This is a genomic window from Streptomyces sp. NPDC037054 (assembly GCF_055606745.1).
Genome location: NZ_JBVJSJ010000008.1, coordinates 77,790 through 95,610 on the forward strand (window position 1 = coordinate 77,790; position 17,821 = coordinate 95,610).

Annotated in this window: 16 protein-coding genes; 8 read left to right on the forward strand and 8 right to left on the reverse strand. The window is 70.7% G+C overall.

Going from position 1 to position 17,821, the window contains the following annotated elements; all coding sequences use genetic code 11:
- Nucleotides 1–16 precede the first annotated feature (16 nt).
- Together ACZ7D7_RS20410 and ACZ7D7_RS20415 are read right to left on the reverse strand one after the other, a co-directional pair.
- Nucleotides 17–994, reverse strand: coding sequence for a pirin family protein (locus ACZ7D7_RS20410; protein WP_470825937.1), 978 nt, complete (start codon nucleotides 992–994; stop codon nucleotides 17–19).
- A gap of 112 nt (nucleotides 995–1,106) precedes the next feature.
- Complete coding sequence (locus tag ACZ7D7_RS20415; RefSeq protein WP_470825938.1) at nucleotides 1,107–1,571, reverse strand: SseB family protein; 465 nt, start codon at nucleotides 1,569–1,571, stop codon at nucleotides 1,107–1,109.
- A 145-nt stretch (nucleotides 1,572–1,716) separates the two neighbouring features.
- Between ACZ7D7_RS20415 and ACZ7D7_RS20420 the strand changes: the two genes are divergently transcribed.
- The 3 genes from ACZ7D7_RS20420 (at nucleotide 1,717) to ACZ7D7_RS20430 (ending at nucleotide 5,303) form a co-directional block, all read left to right on the forward strand.
- Entirely contained in the window at nucleotides 1,717–3,543 is a 1,827-nt protein-coding gene (locus ACZ7D7_RS20420; protein ID WP_470825939.1) for an acyl-CoA dehydrogenase, read from the forward strand.
- Between the two features lie 86 nt (nucleotides 3,544–3,629).
- The gene (locus tag ACZ7D7_RS20425; RefSeq protein WP_470825940.1) at nucleotides 3,630–4,925 is read left to right on the forward strand and encodes a M18 family aminopeptidase; all 1,296 of its coding nucleotides are present in this window, start codon (nucleotides 3,630–3,632) and stop codon (nucleotides 4,923–4,925) included.
- Between the two features lie 126 nt (nucleotides 4,926–5,051).
- Nucleotides 5,052–5,303, forward strand: coding sequence for a DUF6458 family protein (locus ACZ7D7_RS20430; protein WP_470825942.1), 252 nt, complete (start codon nucleotides 5,052–5,054; stop codon nucleotides 5,301–5,303).
- Between the two features lie 22 nt (nucleotides 5,304–5,325).
- Here the strand turns inward: ACZ7D7_RS20430 and ACZ7D7_RS20435 are convergent, their stop codons facing one another.
- Both ACZ7D7_RS20435 and ACZ7D7_RS20440 read right to left on the reverse strand, forming a co-directional pair.
- Complete coding sequence (locus ACZ7D7_RS20435) at nucleotides 5,326–7,143, reverse strand: NHL domain-containing thioredoxin family protein (protein ID WP_470825943.1); 1,818 nt, start codon at nucleotides 7,141–7,143, stop codon at nucleotides 5,326–5,328.
- Between the two features lie 306 nt (nucleotides 7,144–7,449).
- Nucleotides 7,450–8,244, reverse strand: a complete 795-nt coding sequence (locus tag ACZ7D7_RS20440; RefSeq protein WP_470825945.1) for a carbon-nitrogen family hydrolase — start codon at nucleotides 8,242–8,244, stop codon at nucleotides 7,450–7,452.
- A 232-nt stretch (nucleotides 8,245–8,476) separates the two neighbouring features.
- Between ACZ7D7_RS20440 and ACZ7D7_RS20445 the strand changes: the two genes are divergently transcribed.
- Nucleotides 8,477–9,301: a maleylpyruvate isomerase family mycothiol-dependent enzyme gene (locus ACZ7D7_RS20445; protein ID WP_470825946.1), complete on the forward strand. Its 825-nt coding sequence runs from the start codon at nucleotides 8,477–8,479 to the stop codon at nucleotides 9,299–9,301.
- A gap of 105 nt (nucleotides 9,302–9,406) precedes the next feature.
- Here the strand turns inward: ACZ7D7_RS20445 and ACZ7D7_RS20450 are convergent, their stop codons facing one another.
- On the reverse strand, nucleotides 9,407–10,309 hold the full coding sequence (locus ACZ7D7_RS20450) for a D-alanyl-D-alanine carboxypeptidase family protein (RefSeq protein WP_470825947.1): 903 nt from the start codon (nucleotides 10,307–10,309) through the stop codon (nucleotides 9,407–9,409).
- A 216-nt stretch (nucleotides 10,310–10,525) separates the two neighbouring features.
- Here ACZ7D7_RS20450 and ACZ7D7_RS20455 point away from each other — a divergent pair, with 216 nt between their 5' ends.
- Together ACZ7D7_RS20455 and ACZ7D7_RS20460 are read left to right on the forward strand one after the other, a co-directional pair.
- Entirely contained in the window at nucleotides 10,526–11,179 is a 654-nt protein-coding gene (locus ACZ7D7_RS20455) for a GntR family transcriptional regulator (RefSeq protein ID WP_470825949.1), read from the forward strand.
- Nucleotides 11,176–12,507 (forward strand): MFS transporter, encoded by a 1,332-nt coding sequence (locus ACZ7D7_RS20460; RefSeq protein ID WP_470825951.1) that lies wholly within the window; start codon nucleotides 11,176–11,178, stop codon nucleotides 12,505–12,507. The genes ACZ7D7_RS20455 and ACZ7D7_RS20460 overlap by 4 nt, the downstream gene beginning before the upstream one ends.
- A 116-nt stretch (nucleotides 12,508–12,623) precedes the next feature.
- On the opposite strand, the gene ACZ7D7_RS20465 is transcribed toward ACZ7D7_RS20460, so the two are convergent.
- The 3 genes from ACZ7D7_RS20465 to pdhA are packed head-to-tail and all read right to left on the reverse strand — an operon-like array spanning nucleotide 12,624 to nucleotide 16,273.
- On the reverse strand, nucleotides 12,624–14,090 hold the full coding sequence (locus ACZ7D7_RS20465; protein ID WP_470825952.1) for a dihydrolipoamide acetyltransferase family protein: 1,467 nt from the start codon (nucleotides 14,088–14,090) through the stop codon (nucleotides 12,624–12,626).
- A 10-nt stretch (nucleotides 14,091–14,100) separates the two neighbouring features.
- Nucleotides 14,101–15,078 carry an alpha-ketoacid dehydrogenase subunit beta gene (locus tag ACZ7D7_RS20470; protein ID WP_470825953.1) on the reverse strand — a complete coding sequence of 326 codons (978 nt, stop codon included), beginning with the start codon at nucleotides 15,076–15,078 and terminating at the stop codon, nucleotides 14,101–14,103.
- A 1-nt stretch (nucleotide 15,079) separates the two neighbouring features.
- A complete protein-coding gene (pdhA, locus tag ACZ7D7_RS20475) occupies nucleotides 15,080–16,273 on the reverse strand; it encodes a pyruvate dehydrogenase (acetyl-transferring) E1 component subunit alpha (protein WP_470825954.1) in 1,194 nt (397 codons plus the stop codon).
- Nucleotides 16,274–16,630: 357 nt separating this feature from the next.
- Between pdhA and ACZ7D7_RS20480 the strand changes: the two genes are divergently transcribed.
- Both ACZ7D7_RS20480 and ACZ7D7_RS20485 read left to right on the forward strand, forming a co-directional pair.
- Complete coding sequence (locus tag ACZ7D7_RS20480) at nucleotides 16,631–17,290, forward strand: response regulator (RefSeq protein WP_470825956.1); 660 nt, start codon at nucleotides 16,631–16,633, stop codon at nucleotides 17,288–17,290.
- A gap of 95 nt (nucleotides 17,291–17,385) precedes the next feature.
- The gene (locus ACZ7D7_RS20485; RefSeq protein ID WP_470825958.1) at nucleotides 17,386–17,808 is read left to right on the forward strand and encodes a pyridoxamine 5'-phosphate oxidase family protein; all 423 of its coding nucleotides are present in this window, start codon (nucleotides 17,386–17,388) and stop codon (nucleotides 17,806–17,808) included.
- Nucleotides 17,809–17,821 lie beyond the last annotated feature (13 nt).

Genomic DNA, 17,821 nt, shown 5'->3' on the forward strand with positions numbered 1-17,821 from the left:
GCGCGGCGGCGGAGTGTCAGGCCTCCGGGCCCTCCGCCGTCATGCCGTGCACGGCCGGGATGGACCCGAGCCGGCCCTTCTGGAAGTCCTCGAAGGCCTGCTGGAGCTCGTCGCGGGTGTTCATCACGAACGGTCCGTAGTGCGCCATGGGCTCCCGGATCGGCTGCCCACCGAGCAGCACGACCTCCATGTCCGGCGTGTTCGAGTCCTGCTTCTCGTCCGCGCGGACGGTCAGCGAGGAGCCGCTGCCGAAGACGGCGGTCTGGCCGAGGTGGACGGGCCGGCGCTCGGTGCCGACGCTGCCGCGCCCGGCGAGCACGTAGGCCAGGCCGTTGAAGTCCTCGCGCCACGGCAGGGTGATCTCGGCGCCCGGCGCGAGCGTCGCGTGGATCATCGTGATCGGCGTGTGCGTGACGCCGGGACCCTGGTGGCCGTCCAGCTCACCGGCGATGACGCGCAGCAGCGCGCCGCCGTCGGGGGAGGCGAGCAGCTGGACGGAGCCGCCGCGGATGTCCTGGTAGCGCGGGGCCATCATCTTGTCCTTGGCCGGGAGGTTCACCCACAGCTGGAGGCCGTGGAAGAGACCGCCGGACATGACCAGGTGCTCCGGCGGGGCCTCGATGTGCAGCAGGCCGGAGCCCGCCGTCATCCACTGGGTGTCGCCGTTGGTGATGGTGCCGCCACCGCCGTGGCTGTCCTGGTGGTCGAAGATCCCGTCGATGATGTAGGTGACTGTCTCGAACCCGCGGTGCGGGTGCCAGGGGGTGCCCTTGGGCTCTCCCGGCGCGTAGTCCACCTCACCCATCTGGTCCATCATGATGAACGGGTCGAGATGGCGGTAGTTGATCCCCGCGAACGCCCGGCGCACCGGGAAGCCCTCGCCTTCGAAACCGCTCGGTGCGGTCGTGACGGTGAGCACGGGACGTGCCACGGCGTCGGCGGGTGCGGTCACTCGGGGCAGCGTCAACGGGTTCTCGACGGTCACTGCAGGCATGTCGGTACCTCCTCGGGTACACCCACTTTAGTTGAGCGTTGAACTTCCTGCCACCCCAAACAGAGAAAACCCGGAGGGCATTCCCTCCGGGTTCCGCGAACGAGGTCGCAAATCAGCCGTACATGCGCCGCATCGCGAAGTCGACCATCTGCTCGACGGCCTTCGCGTCGAACACGATCCGGTGCTCGCCCTCCATGTCGAGGACGAACCCGTAGCCGGTCGGCAGCAGGTCGAGCACCTCGGCGCCCGTGATCACGAAGTACTTGGACTCCTTGCCCGCGTACCGGCGCAGCTCCTTGAGCGTGGTGAACATCGGGATCACCGGCTGCTGCGTGTTGTGCAGGGCCAGGAACCCGGGGTTGTCGCCGCGCGGGCAGTACACCTTCGACGTCGCGAAGGCCTGCTGGAAGTCCTCGGCGGACATCTGCCCCGTCGTGAACGCGCGCACCGCGTCCGCGAGCGAGGGCGGGGACGGCTCGGGGTACGCCGGCGCCTGCTGCCCGTAGCCCCCGGACATCGGCTGCTGCGGCGGCGCGTACTGCGCCTGGGGTCCCGCGGTCTGGTCGTAGCCGTACATGCCCGCAAGAGTACTGAGTCACAGATGACCGGATCGGGGTTGCTTCTTATTACCGACGGGTAGCATCATCGTAGCTACTTGTTGGTACGTGAACTAGGTGCGAGGAGACAGTGCCTCGCCGATCTCTCTCTACGGAGCCGTCGCCATGGGGCACTACAAGTCGAATCTCCGCGACATCGAGTTCAACCTCTTCGAAGTACTCGGGCGCGACAAGCTGTACGGCACGGGCCCGTTCGAGGAGATGGACGTCGAGACCGCGAAGAGCATCCTCGAGGAACTGACGCGCCTGGCGGAGAACGAGCTGGCCGAGTCCTTCGCCGACGCCGACCGCAACCCGCCGGTCTTCGACCCGGAGACCAGCACCGCGCCCGTTCCCGCGTCCTTCAAGAAGAGCTACCAGGCCTTCATGGACTCCGAGTACTGGCGCCTCGGCCTGCCCGAGGAGATCGGCGGCACCACCTCGCCCCGCTCCCTGATCTGGGCGTACGCGGAACTGATCCTGGGCGCCAACCCGGCCGTGTGGATGTACTCCTCCGGCCCGGCCTTCGCCGGCATCCTCTTCGACGAGGGCAACGACGTCCAGAAGCACATCGCGAAGATCGCCGTCGAGAAGCAGTGGGGCTCGACCATGGTCCTCACCGAGCCGGACGCCGGCTCGGACGTCGGCGCCGGCCGCACCAAGGCCGTGCAGCAGGAGGACGGCTCCTGGCACATCGAGGGCGTCAAGCGCTTCATCACCTCGGGTGAGCACGACATGTCGGAGAACATCCTCCACTACGTGCTCGCGCGTCCCGAGGGCGCCGGACCCGGCACCAAGGGCCTGTCCCTCTTCCTCGTCCCGAAGTACCTCTTCGACTTCGAGACCGGCGAGCTGGGCAAGCGCAACGGCGTCTACGCCACCAACGTCGAGCACAAGATGGGCCTGAAGGCCTCCAACACGTGCGAGATGACCTTCGGCGACAAGCACCCCGCCAAGGGCTGGCTGATCGGCGACAAGCACGACGGCATCCGCCAGATGTTCCGCATCATCGAGTTCGCCCGCATGATGGTCGGCACGAAGGCGATCTCCACGCTGTCCACCGGCTACCTCAACGCGCTCGAGTACGCCAAGGAGCGCGTCCAGGGCCCGGACCTGGCCAACTTCATGGACAAGACCGCGCCCAAGGTCACCATCACCCACCACCCCGACGTGCGCCGCTCCCTCATGACGCAGAAGGCGTACGCCGAGGGCATGCGCGCGCTGGTGATGTACACCGCCTCCGTCCAGGACGAGATCCAGGTCAAGGAGGCCGCCGGCGAGGACGCCTCCCCCGAGCACGCCCTGAACGACCTGCTCCTGCCGATCGTCAAGGGCTACGGCTCCGAGAAGGCCTACGAGCAGCTCGCCCAGTCCCTGCAGACCTTCGGCGGCTCCGGCTTCCTCCAGGAGTACCCGATCGAGCAGTACATCCGGGACTCCAAGATCGACACCCTCTACGAGGGCACCACGGCCATCCAGGGCCAGGACTTCTTCTTCCGCAAGATCGTCCGCAACCAGGGCGCCGCGCTGAACTCCCTCGCCGAGGACATCAAGAAGTTCCTCGCGCTCGGCACCGGCGGCGAGGAGCTGGCCGGCGCCCGCGAGCACCTGGCCAAGGCCGCCGTCGAGCTGGAGGCCATCGTCGGCCTGATGCTGACCGACCTCGCGGCCACCGAGAAGGACGTCAAGAACATCTACAAGGTGGGCCTCAACACCACCAACCTGCTGATGGCCTCCGGTGACGTCGTCGTCGGCTACCTGCTCCTCAAGGGCGCCGCCATCGCCGCCGACAAGCTGGAGACGGCCTCCCCCAAGGACAAGGCCTTCTACACCGGCAAGATCGCCGCCGCGAAGTTCTTCGCCGCCACCGTCCTGCCGGGCGTCACCCTCGCCCGCAAGGTCGCCGAGGGCGTCGAGCTGGACCTCATGGAGCTGGACGAGGCCGCCTTCTAGCCCCGTCCGCACTCCCGTCCGTTCCGTGTCGAGGGCCCGTTCCCGCCAAAGGGAACGGGCCCTCGACCGTCGTTAAGGTGAACCCCATGAGCGAAGCCCTCCGCGCCGACCGCGGCCACACCGACGACCTCATGACCTTCCTGGCGACGAGCCCGTCCCCCTACCACGCCGTGGCGAACGCCGCCGAGCGGCTGGAGAAGGCCGGATTCCGGCAGGTCGCCGAGACGGACGCCTGGGACGGCACGAGCGGCGGCAAGTACGTGCTGCGCGGTGGCGCGATCATCGCCTGGTACGTGCCCGAGGGTGCCGCCCCCCACACCCCCTTCCGCATCGTCGGGGCCCACACCGACTCCCCCAACCTGCGCGTCAAGCCGCTGCCCGACACCGGCGCGCACGGCTGGCGCCAGGTCGCCGTGGAGATCTACGGCGGGCCCCTGCTGAACTCCTGGCTCGACCGCGACCTCGGGCTCGCCGGCCGCCTGACCCTGCGGGACGGCTCGACCCGGCTCGTCAATGTGGACCGGCCGCTGCTGCGCGTCCCGCAGCTCGCCATCCACCTGGACCGCTCGGTCTCCGCCGAGGGCCTCAAGCTGGACAAGCAGCGCCACCTCCAGCCCATCTGGGGCCTCGGCACCGACGTCCGTGACGGCGACCTGATCGCCTTCCTGGAGGAGACGGCCGGCCTCCCCGCGGGCGACGTCAGCGGCTGGGACCTGATGGTCCACTCCGTGGAACCCCCCGCCTACCTCGGCCGCGACCGCGAACTCGTCGCCGGGCCCCGCATGGACAACCTGCTGTCCGTGCACTCCGGCACCGCCGCCCTCGTCGCCGCGGCCTCCGGCGCCGACCTGCCGTTCATCCCCGTGCTCGCCGCCTTCGACCACGAGGAGAACGGCTCCCAGTCGGACACCGGCGCGGACGGACCGCTGCTCGGCACCGTGCTGGAACGTTCTGTCTTCGCGCGCGGCGGCTCCCTGGAGGACCGGGCCCGCGCCTTCGCCGGCACCGTCTGCCTCTCCTCCGACACCGGCCACGCGGTGCACCCCAACTACGCGGAACGCCACGACCCCACGCACCACCCGCGCGTCAACGGCGGCCCCATCCTCAAGGTCAACGTCAACAACCGCTACGCGACGGACGGTTCGGGCCGCGCGGTGTTCGCCGCCGCCTGCGAGAAGGCCGGCGTGCCCTTCCAGTCGTTCGTCTCCAACAACTCCATGCCCTGCGGCACCACCATCGGCCCGATCACCGCGGCCCGGCACGGCATCCGCACCGTCGACATCGGCGTGGCCATCCTGTCGATGCACAGCGCGCGCGAACTGTGCGGCGCGGACGACCCGTTCCTGCTGACCAGGGCTCTGACGGCGTTCCTGGAGGGCTGACCGGGGCACCTGCCGTCACGTCAAGTGACGCCGTGGCGCATGGGTGTTGCCGCCCCGGGTACCCGGCTCCGGACCGGAACGACCGGAGCGACCGGAACCACCGGTCCGGACAGGGAGGCGACACTCATGGGCCTCGGCGGATGCATCATCCTCATCGCCGTGGGAGCCATCCTCACATTCGCGACAGACTGGGACATGCAGGGAGTCAATCTCGACCTGGTCGGTCTCATCTTCATGGTCGTCGGCCTGATCGGTGTGGCGACCTTCACCAGCATCTACCGGCGCCGCCGGGTGGTGGTCCCGCCCACGACTCCCGTCGTGGACGGCCAGGCTCCCCATCACCACCGGGACGGCTACAGCGACGGCTACGGCGTGTGAGCCGTCGCACCTCCAGAGGCCGTCAGCCGTCCATGCCCGCGAGGACCAGGGGCAGCCGGTCCGCCCCGCCCTCGGTGAGGCGGACCGGAACGCCCCAGTCCTGCTGGTGCACGTGGCAGGCCGGATACTCGTTCTCCGGGTCGTCGTCGCAGGACGCGGCCATCGCGGAGACGTGCAACACCCCCTCGGCGAGCGCCGGGTCGAGTTCCAGGACGCGCGACAGGTCGGTGCCCGCGCCCTCCCCGGCCAGCAGCAGCTCGGGCGGCGTCGCCGACACGAGCAGGCGCGTCGACGGCCCGTACCGGGTGTCGAGCTTCTGACCGGCGGGCGCCTCGAAGATCACGTCAAGCCGCAGCGGCCCCGGCGCCACGTCGGTCGCCGCACGCTGCGTGCGGTGCGCGACGCCCTCGACCCGTACCGCCTCCTCCGGCAGCCGCAGCCGGGTCAGCCGGTGCCGCGCCGACTCCACGACCACGATCTCGTCGCCGACCAGCACCGCGTCGCTCGGCTCGCGCAGATCCGTGGCGAGCGTGGTGACCTCACCGGTCGCGGGATCGAAGCGGCGCAGCGCGTGGTTGTACGTGTCGCAGACGGCGACCGACCCGTCCGGCAGCGCGGTCACGCCCAACGGGTGCTGGAAAAGCGCCTGTCCGGCCGCCCCGTCGCGATGCCCGAAGTCGAAGAGACCCGTCCCGACCGCCGTGTGAACCGCGCCCTCCGGGTCCACCCACCGCAGGGCCGACGTCTCGGAGTCGGCGAGCCAGAGCCGCTCCGGCGTCGCCGCGAGTCCCGAGGGCTGCGCGAACCACGCCTCACCGCCGGGGCCGTCCACCAGCCCTTCGTTCGTCGTCCCGGCCGTGACGGCGACGCTCCCGTCGGCCGGGTCGTACGCCCACAGCTGGTGCACGCCGGCCATGGCGATCCACACCTTGCCGCGCCACAGGGCGACGTCCCAGGGCGAGGACAGGCTGACCTCGCGCGCGGGCCCCGAGGTCGCCCCGCCCTGCATCCACTGCCGCCCGGTACCGGCGAGGGTCGTGACCTCGCCGGACGACGGGTCGAGCCGCCGCAGCGCGTGGTTCACGGTGTCGGCGACCACGACGGACCCGTCGTCCAGCAGCGCGAGCCCCTGCGGCTCGTTGAAGGACGCCGCGTCGGCCGCGCCGTCCACGAACCCTCTCTCGCCGGACCCGATCCGCCGCACCACGCTCTCGCCGTCGGCCGCCAGCTCCACCAGCTGGTGCCGGGTGGTGTCACTGACCAGGAGGTTCCCCGACGGCAGCAGCAGCGCCTTGCCCGGAAACCGCAGCACGGTCGGCTCGGGCTCGCGCGCCACGTACGGCCCGTCCCCGCGCCGCAGGGTGCCCTTGGCGGCGTGCTCGGCCTCCAGCTCGGTCACGAGCCGCTCGATCGCGTGCACGTGCCCCTCACCGGCGTGCTGCGCGACGACGTACCCCTCGGGGTCGATGACGACCAGCGTCGGCCACGCCCGCACCGCGTACTGCTTCCACGTCGCCAGCTCGGGATCGTCCAGCACCGGGTGCTCCACCCCGTACCGCTCGACGGCGTCGACGACCGCCTGATGCTCGGCCTCGTGCACGAACTTCGGCGAGTGCACCCCGATGACGACGAGGGTGTCCCGGTGCTTCTCCTCGAGCTCCCGGAGCTCGTCGACGACGTGCAGGCAGTTCACGCAGCAGAACGTCCAGAAGTCCAGGACGACGATGCGTCCCCGCAGGTCGGCGAGGCTGTACTGCTTCCCGCCCGTGTTCAGCCAGCCACCCTTGCCGATCAGCTCGGGGGCACGCACACGGGCACGACGGGGTGCGGAGTGGTTCATGTGTCCAAGGGTGACATCCGGCACCGACAACCGGGACGGCGGACCGGGGCGGCGGACCGGGTGGGCCCTTCGGCCCAGCGGCGGAGTTGCCGAGCGGCGGCCGGGGAATCCCCAGTCGCATGAGATTCCTCGTGCGCGACCGGCTCCTCGGCATCGGTGACGACTACTGGATCGAGGACGAGCGCGGCAACAAGGCCTTCCTCGTCGACGGCAAGGCCATGCGGCTGCGGGACACCTTCGGGGTGAGGGGCGACGGGGACGGGCGTCCCCCTCGCCGTCCCCCGTCACCGCCTCCGCGCGCGCCCGTCACCGCCTCGGCGGTTCCAGGCCCAGCAGGCGGTCCTTCAGGGCCGGGAACTGCTCCCGCGTCGTGGTCACCTTCGCCGGGTCGAAGTCGACCGTGAGGACTTCCTCGCCGCCGCCGGCCTGCGCGAGCACCTCGCCCCACGGATCGACCACGATCGAGTGACCCGCCTGCGGAACTCCCGCGTGCGTCCCGGCCGTTCCACAGGCGAGCACGAACGCCTGGTTCTCCACCGCCCGCGCCTGAGCCAGCAGCGTCCAGTGCGACCGGCGGCGCTCCGGCCAGCCCGCCGGGACGACGAGGGTCTCGGCGCCGGCGTCGACGAGACCGCGGAAGAGTTCGGGGAAACGGAGGTCGTAGCAGGTGGCCACACCGATCGTCGTGTCCGGCAGCCGGACGGTCACCAGTTCCCGCCCGGCGCCCATCAGCACGGCCTCGCCCTTGTCGAAGCCGAAGCGGTGGATCTTGCGGTACGCGGCGGCGAGTTCACCGGAGGGGGAGAAGACGAGAGAGGTGTTGTAGAGCGGTCCGTCGGGGTCGCGTTCGGGGATCGAGCCGGCGTGCAGCCACACGCCCGCGTCGGCCGCGGCCTTCGCCATCGCGTCGTGGGTCGGCCCCTCCAGCGGCTCGGCCTCGCCGGCGAACTCCTCGTAGGCGAAGGCCCCCGTGGTCCACAGCTCCGGCAGGACGACGAGGTCGGCGCCCGCCTGTTCCCGTACCAGCGCGGCGACCCGCTGTCGACGCGAATCGACCGATTCGCCCTCGTCTACGGAGATCTGGAGCAAAGAGGCGCGCACACTACCACCGTCCTGGCATTCGAGCCGTCCACACGGGCCTACGATCGTCACACGAAAGCACTGCCGGGGTGCCTCACAGCAGCGTAACTTGGGGGTCCCCCCAGTTCGAGCGCAGTCGAGACCTGGGGGACGTTCCGAGACGCCGCCGACAGCAGCCACCTCCCATTGGCACCGCCCATTGGCACCGCCGCCACAACCTGCCCGTGTACCGACCGCCGAGGGGTCCCGTTCCGTGAGTCTGCATCCCACCCTCCAGCCCTACGCCGATGCCTGGACCCAGTCCGTCGAAGCGATATCCGAGCTGGTGCAGCCGCTCGTCGAGGGCGAGTGGAACGGACGTACCCCCTGCCCGGCCTGGTCCATCCGCGACATCGTGTCGCACGTCATCGGCCTGGACTGCGAGATGCTCGGCGACCCGCGCCCCATCCACACGCTGCCGCGCGACCTCTTCCACGTGACCAACGACCACCAGCGCTACATGGAGATGCAGGTCGACGTCCGCCGCCACCACACGGCGCCGGAGATGACGTCGGAGCTGGAGTACACGATCATCCGCCGCAACCGCCAGCTGCGGAACGAGTCGCGGGACCCGGGCGCGAAGGTGCGCGGCCCGCTCGGCGCGGAGCTGACGCTGGAAGAGTCCATGCGGAACCACGCGTTCAACGTGTGGGTGCACGAGCAGGACCTGCGGACGGCCCTCGGCCGCCCCGGCAACCTCGACTCGGCGGGCGCGCACGTCGCCCGCGACGTCCTGCTCGCCGAACTGCCCCGGATCGTCGCCGAACTGGCGAACGCGCCGCGCAGTTCGGCCGTCGTCTTCGACGTGCACGGCCCCGTCGAGTTCCTGCGCACGATCCGCGTGGACATCCAGGGCCGCGGCAGCCTGGAGACGGCGCCGGCGCTGGGCCCCGCCGCGACGCTCACCCTCGACTGGGAGACGTACGTGCGGCTGGCCTGCGGCCGGGTGACGCCGGAGGCGGTGGCGGACCGCGTGAAGACGGAGGGCGACCAGGACCTGGCGGCGGCGATCCTGCGGAACTTCACGGTCACGCAGTAGGACGCGGCAGCACGCAGGAGAACGAGGAGCAGCAAACAGGGCCACGACCAGGGGCCGCCGGTGGTGAACCGGCGGCCCCTGTCGTGTTCTTGACTCGCGTGTCGCTCAGCCGAGCTTGGCGAAGCCGTAGTTCAGCAGCTTCGTCGCGTCCGCCGCCCGCTGCGAGGCCGAGGACGAGGCGAGGACCGTGCCGATGACCGTCTTGCCGTTGCGGGTGGCGGCGAAGACGAGGCAGTACTTGGACACGGAGCCCGAGCCGGTCTTCACACCGATGGTGCCGCTGTAGCTGCTCAGCAGCGAGTTGGTGTTGGTCCACGGCGCCATGGTGCGCGTGCTGCCGGTCTTGGTGATCGTCTTGGCCGTGTACGTCTTGGTCTTGACGATCGTGCGGAACGTGGTGTTCTTCATCGCGCTGCTGGCGAGCTTCGTCAGGTCGCGCGGCGTCGAGTAGTTGGAGCCGTTGCCGATGCCGTCGAACGAGTCGAAGTGCGTGTTCGTCATGCCGAGGTTCTTCGCGGTGGTGTTCATCTTGCCGATGAACGACTTCACGCGCGCCGCCCGCGTCGTGCCCGTGCCGAACTTGTCGGCGAGGGCGTACGCGGCGTCGCAGCCGGACGGCAGCATCAGGCCGTACAGCAGCTGGCGGACGGTGACCTTGTCGCCGACGATCAGGCGGGCGGACGAGGCGTTCTTCGCCACGATGTAGTCGCTGTACGCCATCTGGATCGTGACCTTGGCGTCCAGGTTGAGGTTCGGCTGCGCCAGGACCACCTTCGCGGTCATGATCTTGGTCGTGGAGCCGGTGGAACGCCTGGTGTCCGCCGCCTTGGTGTAGAGCGTCTTGGCGTTCGAGTTGTCCATGGCATAGCCGCCCGCGGCCACGATGCTGGGCGTGGTGAGGGCCTGCGCGGGCGCAGCGTTGAGGGCACCGCCCACGACCATCGCGCCGGTGGCGAGACCCACGGAGACGGCTCTGCGGATGCGGATGCCCTTGATGCCGTTTATCAAGTGAGATACCCCGATTATGTTGAATGCCCCTGGTCAGCGGCCAAGTTGAGGGGGTGGAGACGGAGCGGCCGCACGTGTGTGACACACGAGGGGCGCTCATGGTTGCACAGCGACGGCGTCCCTTTTTCCACCCCGCCGCAACGGGGCACTCCCTCGGAGGGGTCCGCATGATGGACGGCCCTGCCCATGCGTACGTGTTGTATCTATCCTGTCGGCATGAGCAGCCTGGCCGTGAAGCAACCGCCCGCCGCCGACCGTGTCTACACCCACGTCAAACAGGGTGTCCTCGACCGCCGCTACGAGGGCGGCGTCCTGCTCACCGAGGGCGAACTCGCCGAGGCCGTCGGCGTCTCCCGCACCCCGGTGCGCGAGGCCCTGCTGCGGCTGGAGGTCGAAGGGCTCATCAAGCTCTACCCGAAGAAGGGCGCCCTGGTCCTGCCCGTCTCCGCCCAGGAGATCGCGGACGTGGTGGAGACCCGGCTGCTGGTCGAGGAGCACGCGGCGCGCAAGGCCGTACCGGCGCCGCCGGGCCTCGTCGAGCGCCTGGAGGCGCTGCTCGCCCGCCAGAAGCAACAGGCCGCCGCCGGTGACCTGGCCGCGGCGGCCGTCACGGACCGCTGTTTCCACGCCGAGATCGTCCGCAGCGGCGGCAACGAGATCCTCTCCCGCCTCTACGACCAGCTCCGCGACCGGCAGCTGCGCATGGGCGTCGCCGTGATGCACTCCCATCCCGACCGCATCGCCAAGACCCTCGCCGAGCACGAGGAGATCCTCGACGCGCTGCGCTCCGGCGACGCCGAGGCGGCCGTCGCGGTCGTCCACCGTCACGTCGGCTGGTTCTCGCACCTGGCGCGCGGGGAGGTCCGATGAGCTCGTCGTCCGCCCCGCTGCCGGGCGACCCTCCCTCGGGGGCCGGACGGCCCGCGCCCTCCCCCAGCCCCCGGCGGGCCATGGCGGTGTGGGGCATCGGCGTCTCGGTGTACTTCGTCGCCGTCATCTTCCGCACGTCGCTGGGCGTGGCCGGCCTGGACGCGGTCGAGCGGTTCCACGTCAACGCCTCCGCCCTGTCGACGTTCTCGATACTCCAGCTGCTGGTCTACGCGGGCATGCAGATACCCGTCGGCCTCCTGGTCGACCGGCTCGGCACCAAGCGGGTGCTGACCATCGGCGTCGTCCTGTTCACCGCCGGCCAGCTCGGCTTCGCCCTCTCCCCCTCCTACGGCACGGCGCTGGCCTCGCGCGCGCTGCTGGGCTGCGGCGACGCGATGACGTTCATCGCCGTACTGCGGCTCGGCGGGCGCTGGTTCCCGGCCCGGCGCGGCCCGCTGGTCGCGCAGCTCGCCGGTCTCGTCGGCATGGCCGGCAACCTCGTCTCGACCCTGGTGATCGCCCGGCTGCTGCACGGCGTCGGCTGGACGGCGGCGTTCGCGGGCAGCGCGCTGGCCGGAGTCGTCGTCCTCATCCTGCTCCTGCTGTTCCTGAGAGATCACCCCGAGGGCCACGAGCCCCCGCCCGTCCCGCACCGGGGCGCCTCCTACGTGCGCCGGCAGATCGCCGCCTCCTGGCGGGAGCCCGGCACGCGGCTCGGCCTGTGGGTGCACTTCACGACGCAGTTCCCGGCGATGGTGTTCCTGCTGCTGTGGGGCATGCCGTTCCTGGTGGAGGCCCAGGGCCTGTCGCGCGCCACCGCGGGCGAACTCCTCACCCTGGTCGTCCTGTCCAACATGGCGATCGGCCTGGTCTACGGCCAGATCGTCGCCCGGCACCACGAGGCCCGGCTCCCGCTGGCGCTGGGCACGGTCGGCACGACCGCCCTGCTGTGGGCGGCGACGCTGGCCTACCCCGCCGACCGCGCCCCGATGTGGCTGCTGATCGTGCTGTGCACGGTGCTCGGGGCGTGCGGCCCGGCGTCGATGATCGGCTTCGACTTCGCGCGGCCGGCGAATCCGCCGGAGCGGCAGGGCACGGCGTCCGGCATCACCAACATGGGCGGCTTCGTCGCCTCGATGACGACCCTGTTCGCCGTCGGTGTCCTGCTGGACGCGACGGGCGACGACTACACGGTGGCGTTCTCCGCGGTGTTCGTCCTCCAGGCCCTCGGCATCACCCAGATCCTCCGCCTGCGCGGACGCGCGGCCCGCAGGGAGCGCGAGCGGCTGGTCGCGAGCCGGGTGGAAACGGTGCACGTACCGGCGTGAGCCGACCCGGTTCGCGCCGGGCCGATGCACTCGGCAGGCCCCGGGCCGCCGCCGTCGTCACGCGCGGGAGCCGCGCACCCGTGAGGTGCGCGGCTCCCGCATGTGGTGCTCCCGGGCTACGCCCAGCTGATCAGCCGCTTCGGCTGTTCCAGGATCGCCGCCACGTCCGCCAGGACCTTCGAGCCCAGTTCCCCGTCCACCAGGCGGTGGTCGAAGGAGAGGGCCAGCGTGGTGACCTGACGCGGCTTCACCTTGCCCTTGTGGACCCACGGCTGGGGCTTGATCGCGCCCACCGCGAGGATCGCCGACTCGCCGGGGTTGAGGATCGGCGTGCCGGTGTCGACGCCGAAGACGCCGACGTTGGTGATGGTGACCGTGCCGCCCTGCATCGCGGCCGGGGAGGTCTTGCCGTCCCGCGCCGTGGACACCAGCTCGCCCAGGGACTCGGCCAGCTGCGGCAGGGTCTTGGCGTGCGCGTCCTTGATGTTCGGGACGATCAGGCCGCGCGGGGTGGCCGCCGCGATGCCCAGGTTGACGTAGTGCTTGACCACGATCTCCTGGTTCGCCTCGTCCCAGGACGCGTTGATGTCCGGGTTCCGCTTGATGGCGACCAGCAGGGCCTTGGCGATGAGGAGCAGCGGGTTCACGCGCAGGCCCGTGAACTCCTTGTCCTGCTTCAGCTCCTCGACCAGCTTCATGGTCCGCGTCACGTCGACCGTCACGAACTCCGTGACGTGCGGCGCGGTGAACGCGGAGCCCACCATCGCCGCGGCCGTCGCCTTGCGGACGCCCTTGACCGGGATGCGCGTCTCGCGCGCCGTGTCGTAGGAGACGGCGGGCGCGGCGGCCTGGGCCGGGACCGCCGGGGCGGCGGGCCGGACCTGCTGGGGCTCGGCCTGCTCCGGGGCCTGCGTCCGGGTGGCAGCGGCGTGCACGTCCTCGCGCGTGATGATGCCGTCCGGGCCGGACGGGATCACCGTGGCCAGGTCCACGCCCAGGTCCTTCGCCAGCTTGCGCACCGGCGGCTTCGCCAGCGGACGCGCCTGCCCGGCCGGGGCGGGGGCCTCGGCGGGGAGGGCGGTCGCCGCGGGTGCGCCGCCGTGGCCGTTCAGCTCGGACTGGATCGCCTTCGAGGCGTCCGCGGCCGCCGGCTCCGCGCCCTTGCGGGGGCGGCGCCGGGTGGCGGACGTCGAGACGCCGTAGCCGACGAGCACCGGCTGGCGGCCGGACCCCTCGGCCGCGGGCTCCTCGGCGGCGGGCTCCTCCACGGGCCGCTGCGGCTCGGCGGGCGCCTGCGCCGGGGCCTCGGCGGCGGGCGCGCCGCCCGCCACGTCGACCGCGATGATCGACGTGCCCACGTCGACCGTGGTGCCCTCGGGGAAGTGCAGCGCGCGGACCACTCCGTCGTAGGGGATGGGCAGTTCGACGGCGGCCTTGGCCGTCTCGACCTCGCACACCACCTGGCCGTCGGTGACCGTGTCACCGGGCTGGACGTACCACTTGAGGATCTCGGCCTCGGTGAGTCCCTCGCCCACGTCGGGCATCTTGAACTCGCGCACGGACGCTTGCGTCATCGTCGTCACGACCCTCTCCTCAGTACGCCAGCGAGCGGTCGACGGCATCGAGTACCCGGTCCAGGTCGGGCAGGTACGACTCCTCCAGGCGGGCGGGCGGGTACGGCGCGTGGTAGCCGCCGACCCGGATCACCGGGGCCTCCAGGTGGTAGAAGCAGCGCTCCGTGATGCGCGCGGCGATCTCCGCGCCCGAGCCGAAGAACACCGGCGCCTCGTGGACGACGACCAGACGGCGGGTCTTCTCGACCGACGCCTGGATGGCGTCGAAGTCCAGCGGGGACACCGAGCGCAGGTCCAGGACCTCCAGGGACTTGCCCTCCTCGGCGGCCGCGGCGGCGGCCTCCTGGCAGAGCTTCACCATCGGGCCGTAGGCGGCGAGGGTGAGGTCGGTGCCCTCGCGGACCACGCGCGCCTTGTGCAGCGGGTCGGGGATCGCCTCGGTCGAGACCTCGCCCTTGTCCCAGTAGCGGCGCTTGGGCTCGAAGAAGATCACCGGGTCGTCGCTCTGGATGGCCTGCTGCATCATCCAGTACGCGTCCGACGCGTTCGACGGGGAGACGATCTTCAGGCCGGCCACGTGCGCGAACAGCGACTCGGGGGACTCCGAGTGGTGCTCGACCGCGCCGATGCCGCCGCCGTAGGGGATGCGGACGACGACGGGCATCTTGACCTTGCCCAGCGAACGCGCGTGCATCTTCGCGAGCTGCGTGACGATCTGGTCGTACGCCGGGAAGACGAAGCCGTCGAACTGGATCTCCACCACGGGGCGGTAGCCGCGCAGGGCGAGGCCGATCGCCGTGCCGACGATGCCGGACTCGGCGAGCGGGGTGTCGATGACGCGGCTCTCGCCGAAGTCCTTCTGCAGGCCGTCCGTCACGCGGAACACGCCGCCGAGCTTGCCGACGTCCTCGCCCATGACGACGACCTTCGGGTCGGCCTCCAGGGCGCGGCGCAGCGACTCGTTGATCGCCTTGGCCAGGGCCATCTTCTCTGCCATGTCACTTACCCCCGTCTGCGTCCGCGAACGACGCCTGGTAGGCGGCGAACTGAGCCCGCTCCTCGTCCACGAGCGCGTGTCCGTCCGCGTACACGTTCTCGAAGATGGCGAAGTGGTCCGGGTCCGGCATGGCACGGACCGCCTCGCGCACTCGTTTGCCCAACGCCTCGCTCTCCGCTTCGAGTTCCGCGAAGAATCCCTCGTCCGCGTGGTTTGCGGACTCCAGGTGACGGCGAAGGCGCAGGATCGGGTCCTTCGCCTCCCAGGCGGCCCGCTCGTCGTCGTGCCGGTAGCGGGACGGGTCGTCGGAGGTGGTGTGGGCGCCCATGCGGTACGTGTACGCCTCGACCAGGGTGGGGCCCTCGCCGTTGCGGGCCCGCTCCAGGGCCCACTTGGTGACCGCGAGGGACGCGAGGACGTCGTTGCCGTCCACGCGCACGCCCGGGAAGCCGAAGCCCTGCGCGCGCTGGTACAGCGGCACGCGGGACTGCTTCTCGGTCGGCTCGGAGATCGCCCACTGGTTGTTCTGGCAGAAGAACACCACGGGCGCGTTGTAGACCGCGGAGAAGGTGAACGCCTCGGCCACGTCGCCCTGGCTGGAGGCGCCGTCGCCGAAGTAGGCGATGACGGCCGAGTCGGCGCCGTCCTTGGCGACGCCCATGGCGTAGCCCGTGGCGTGCAGCGTCTGCGAGCCGATGACGATCGTGTACAGGTGGAAGTTGTTGCCGTTCGGGTCCCAGCCGCCGTTGTTGACGCCGCGGAACATGCCGAGCAGGTTCGTCGGGTCGACGCCGCGGCACCAGGCCACGCCGTGCTCACGGTAGGTCGGGAAGACGTAGTCGTCGTCGCGCAGCGCGCGGCCGGAGCCGATCTGGGCGGCCTCCTGGCCGAGCAGCGAGGCCCACAGGCCCAGCTCGCCCTGGCGCTGCAGGGCGGTGGCCTCGGCGTCGAAGCGGCGGGTGAGCACCATGTCGCGGTACAGACCGCGGAGCTCGTCGGGGGTGATGCCGGCGACGTACTTGTCGAACTCGGCGTTCTTCACGCGCTTGCCCTCGGGCGTCAGCAGCTGCACGAGCTGGGGCTCGTCGCTCTTCTTGGCGCGCGTCGTGCTGGTGGTGCGCTTGGCGCCGGTGGTGCCGGCTTTGCTTCCGGCGCTGCGTCGCGGCTTGGGCGCGGCAGTGCTCTCCACGGTCACGTGTGCTCCTCCGTCGGTCCGGCCCCGGGGTTGCCGGTAGGCCAGTGCGGCTCACCTGATCTGGACCTACGGGCACGGGGTGGGTGCCACTCGGCCGGGAACAGGCGTGACAGGTGCCCCGGCGAGCGCCCTGCAAGAATCACGTTACCCAGTGCTCCACATTTCTGTGAAACCCCTCTTGACCTGCGTTTTTCCTTGGATTTCCAAGTATTTTCGGTTGGAGATCCAAGTACCTCGCAGATACCGGGAGCAGCCGCTGGTCACGGCACTGGTCACAGCCTTGCAGGGGGCCGGAACAACGGCACGTTATCCCGCGCACCCCGGGCACGGGAAGAGCCAGTATGTGAGACTGACCCCGTGGGCGAAGACGGAAAAATCAGGGTATTTCTCCTCGATGACCATGAGGTCGTGCGCCGGGGCGTGCGGGAATTGCTCGCCGGCGAGGACGACATCGAGGTGGTCGGCGAGGTGGGCACGGCCGCCGACGCGCTGGCCCTGATCCCGGCCGGCCGCCCCGACGTGGCGGTCCTGGACGTGCGCCTTCCGGACAGCAGCGGTGTCGAGGTGTGCCGCGACATCCGCTCCCGGGACGAGTCCGTCAAGTGCCTGATGCTGACGTCGTTCGCCGACGACGAGGCCCTCTTCGACGCGATCGTGGCGGGCGCCTCGGGCTATGTCCTGAAGGCCATCCGGGGCACGGAGCTGCTGGCCGCCGTGCGCGACGTGGCCGCCGGGAAGTCCCTGCTCGACCCGGTCGCCACCGCGCGCGTGCTGGAGCGGCTGCGGGACGGCGGCGGCCCGCGCGAGGACGACCGGCTCGCGGACCTCACCGCGCAGGAGCGCCGCATCCTCGAACTGATCGGGGAGGGGCTCACCAACCGGGCGATCGGCGAACGCCTGAATCTCGCCGAGAAGACGATCAAGAATTACGTCTCCAGTCTGCTGGCGAAACTCGGAATGCAGCGGCGCTCCCAGGCCGCCGCGTACGTGGCGCGGGTCCAGGCGGAGAAGCGCTGAGCGCGGGGCGGGGAGGCTGTTCGGGACTTATGTCCCGGTCTTCCGGGGCCCGTCGCCTCTGTCGCCGCCGTTCGCGGCGCGCGCACAGTGGGTGCATGCCCTCCGACGAACAGCTCGCCGTCGGTCTGCTCGGCCGCACCGCGTACGGCCGGGTGGCCGCGAGCCTGCGCGCCCTGCCGTTCCTGGCCTTCGCCCGGCACATCGTGGTGGACGGCAGGATCCTGCTGCGCATGCCCCGCAGCTGCGGCTACCACCGGGCCTGCGCGGGGAGCGTCGTCGCGTACGGCTCCGACAACCTGAGCAGCGCGCGGCCCGGTGAGGACGCGTGGTCCGTGCAGATCGTCGGCCGCTGCGAGGCGCACGAGCCGACCCCGACCGAACTCGAGCGGTTCGGACCGGCGCCCCGACTGGTGGACGGCGAGCCGTTCGAGCCGGTGTACCTGCGTCTGGAGCCCAGCTTCTGCAGCGTGCACATCGCGGAAGGCGTGCTCGAACGCCACTTCCGCAGCACAGTGTGACCGATTGCGACTG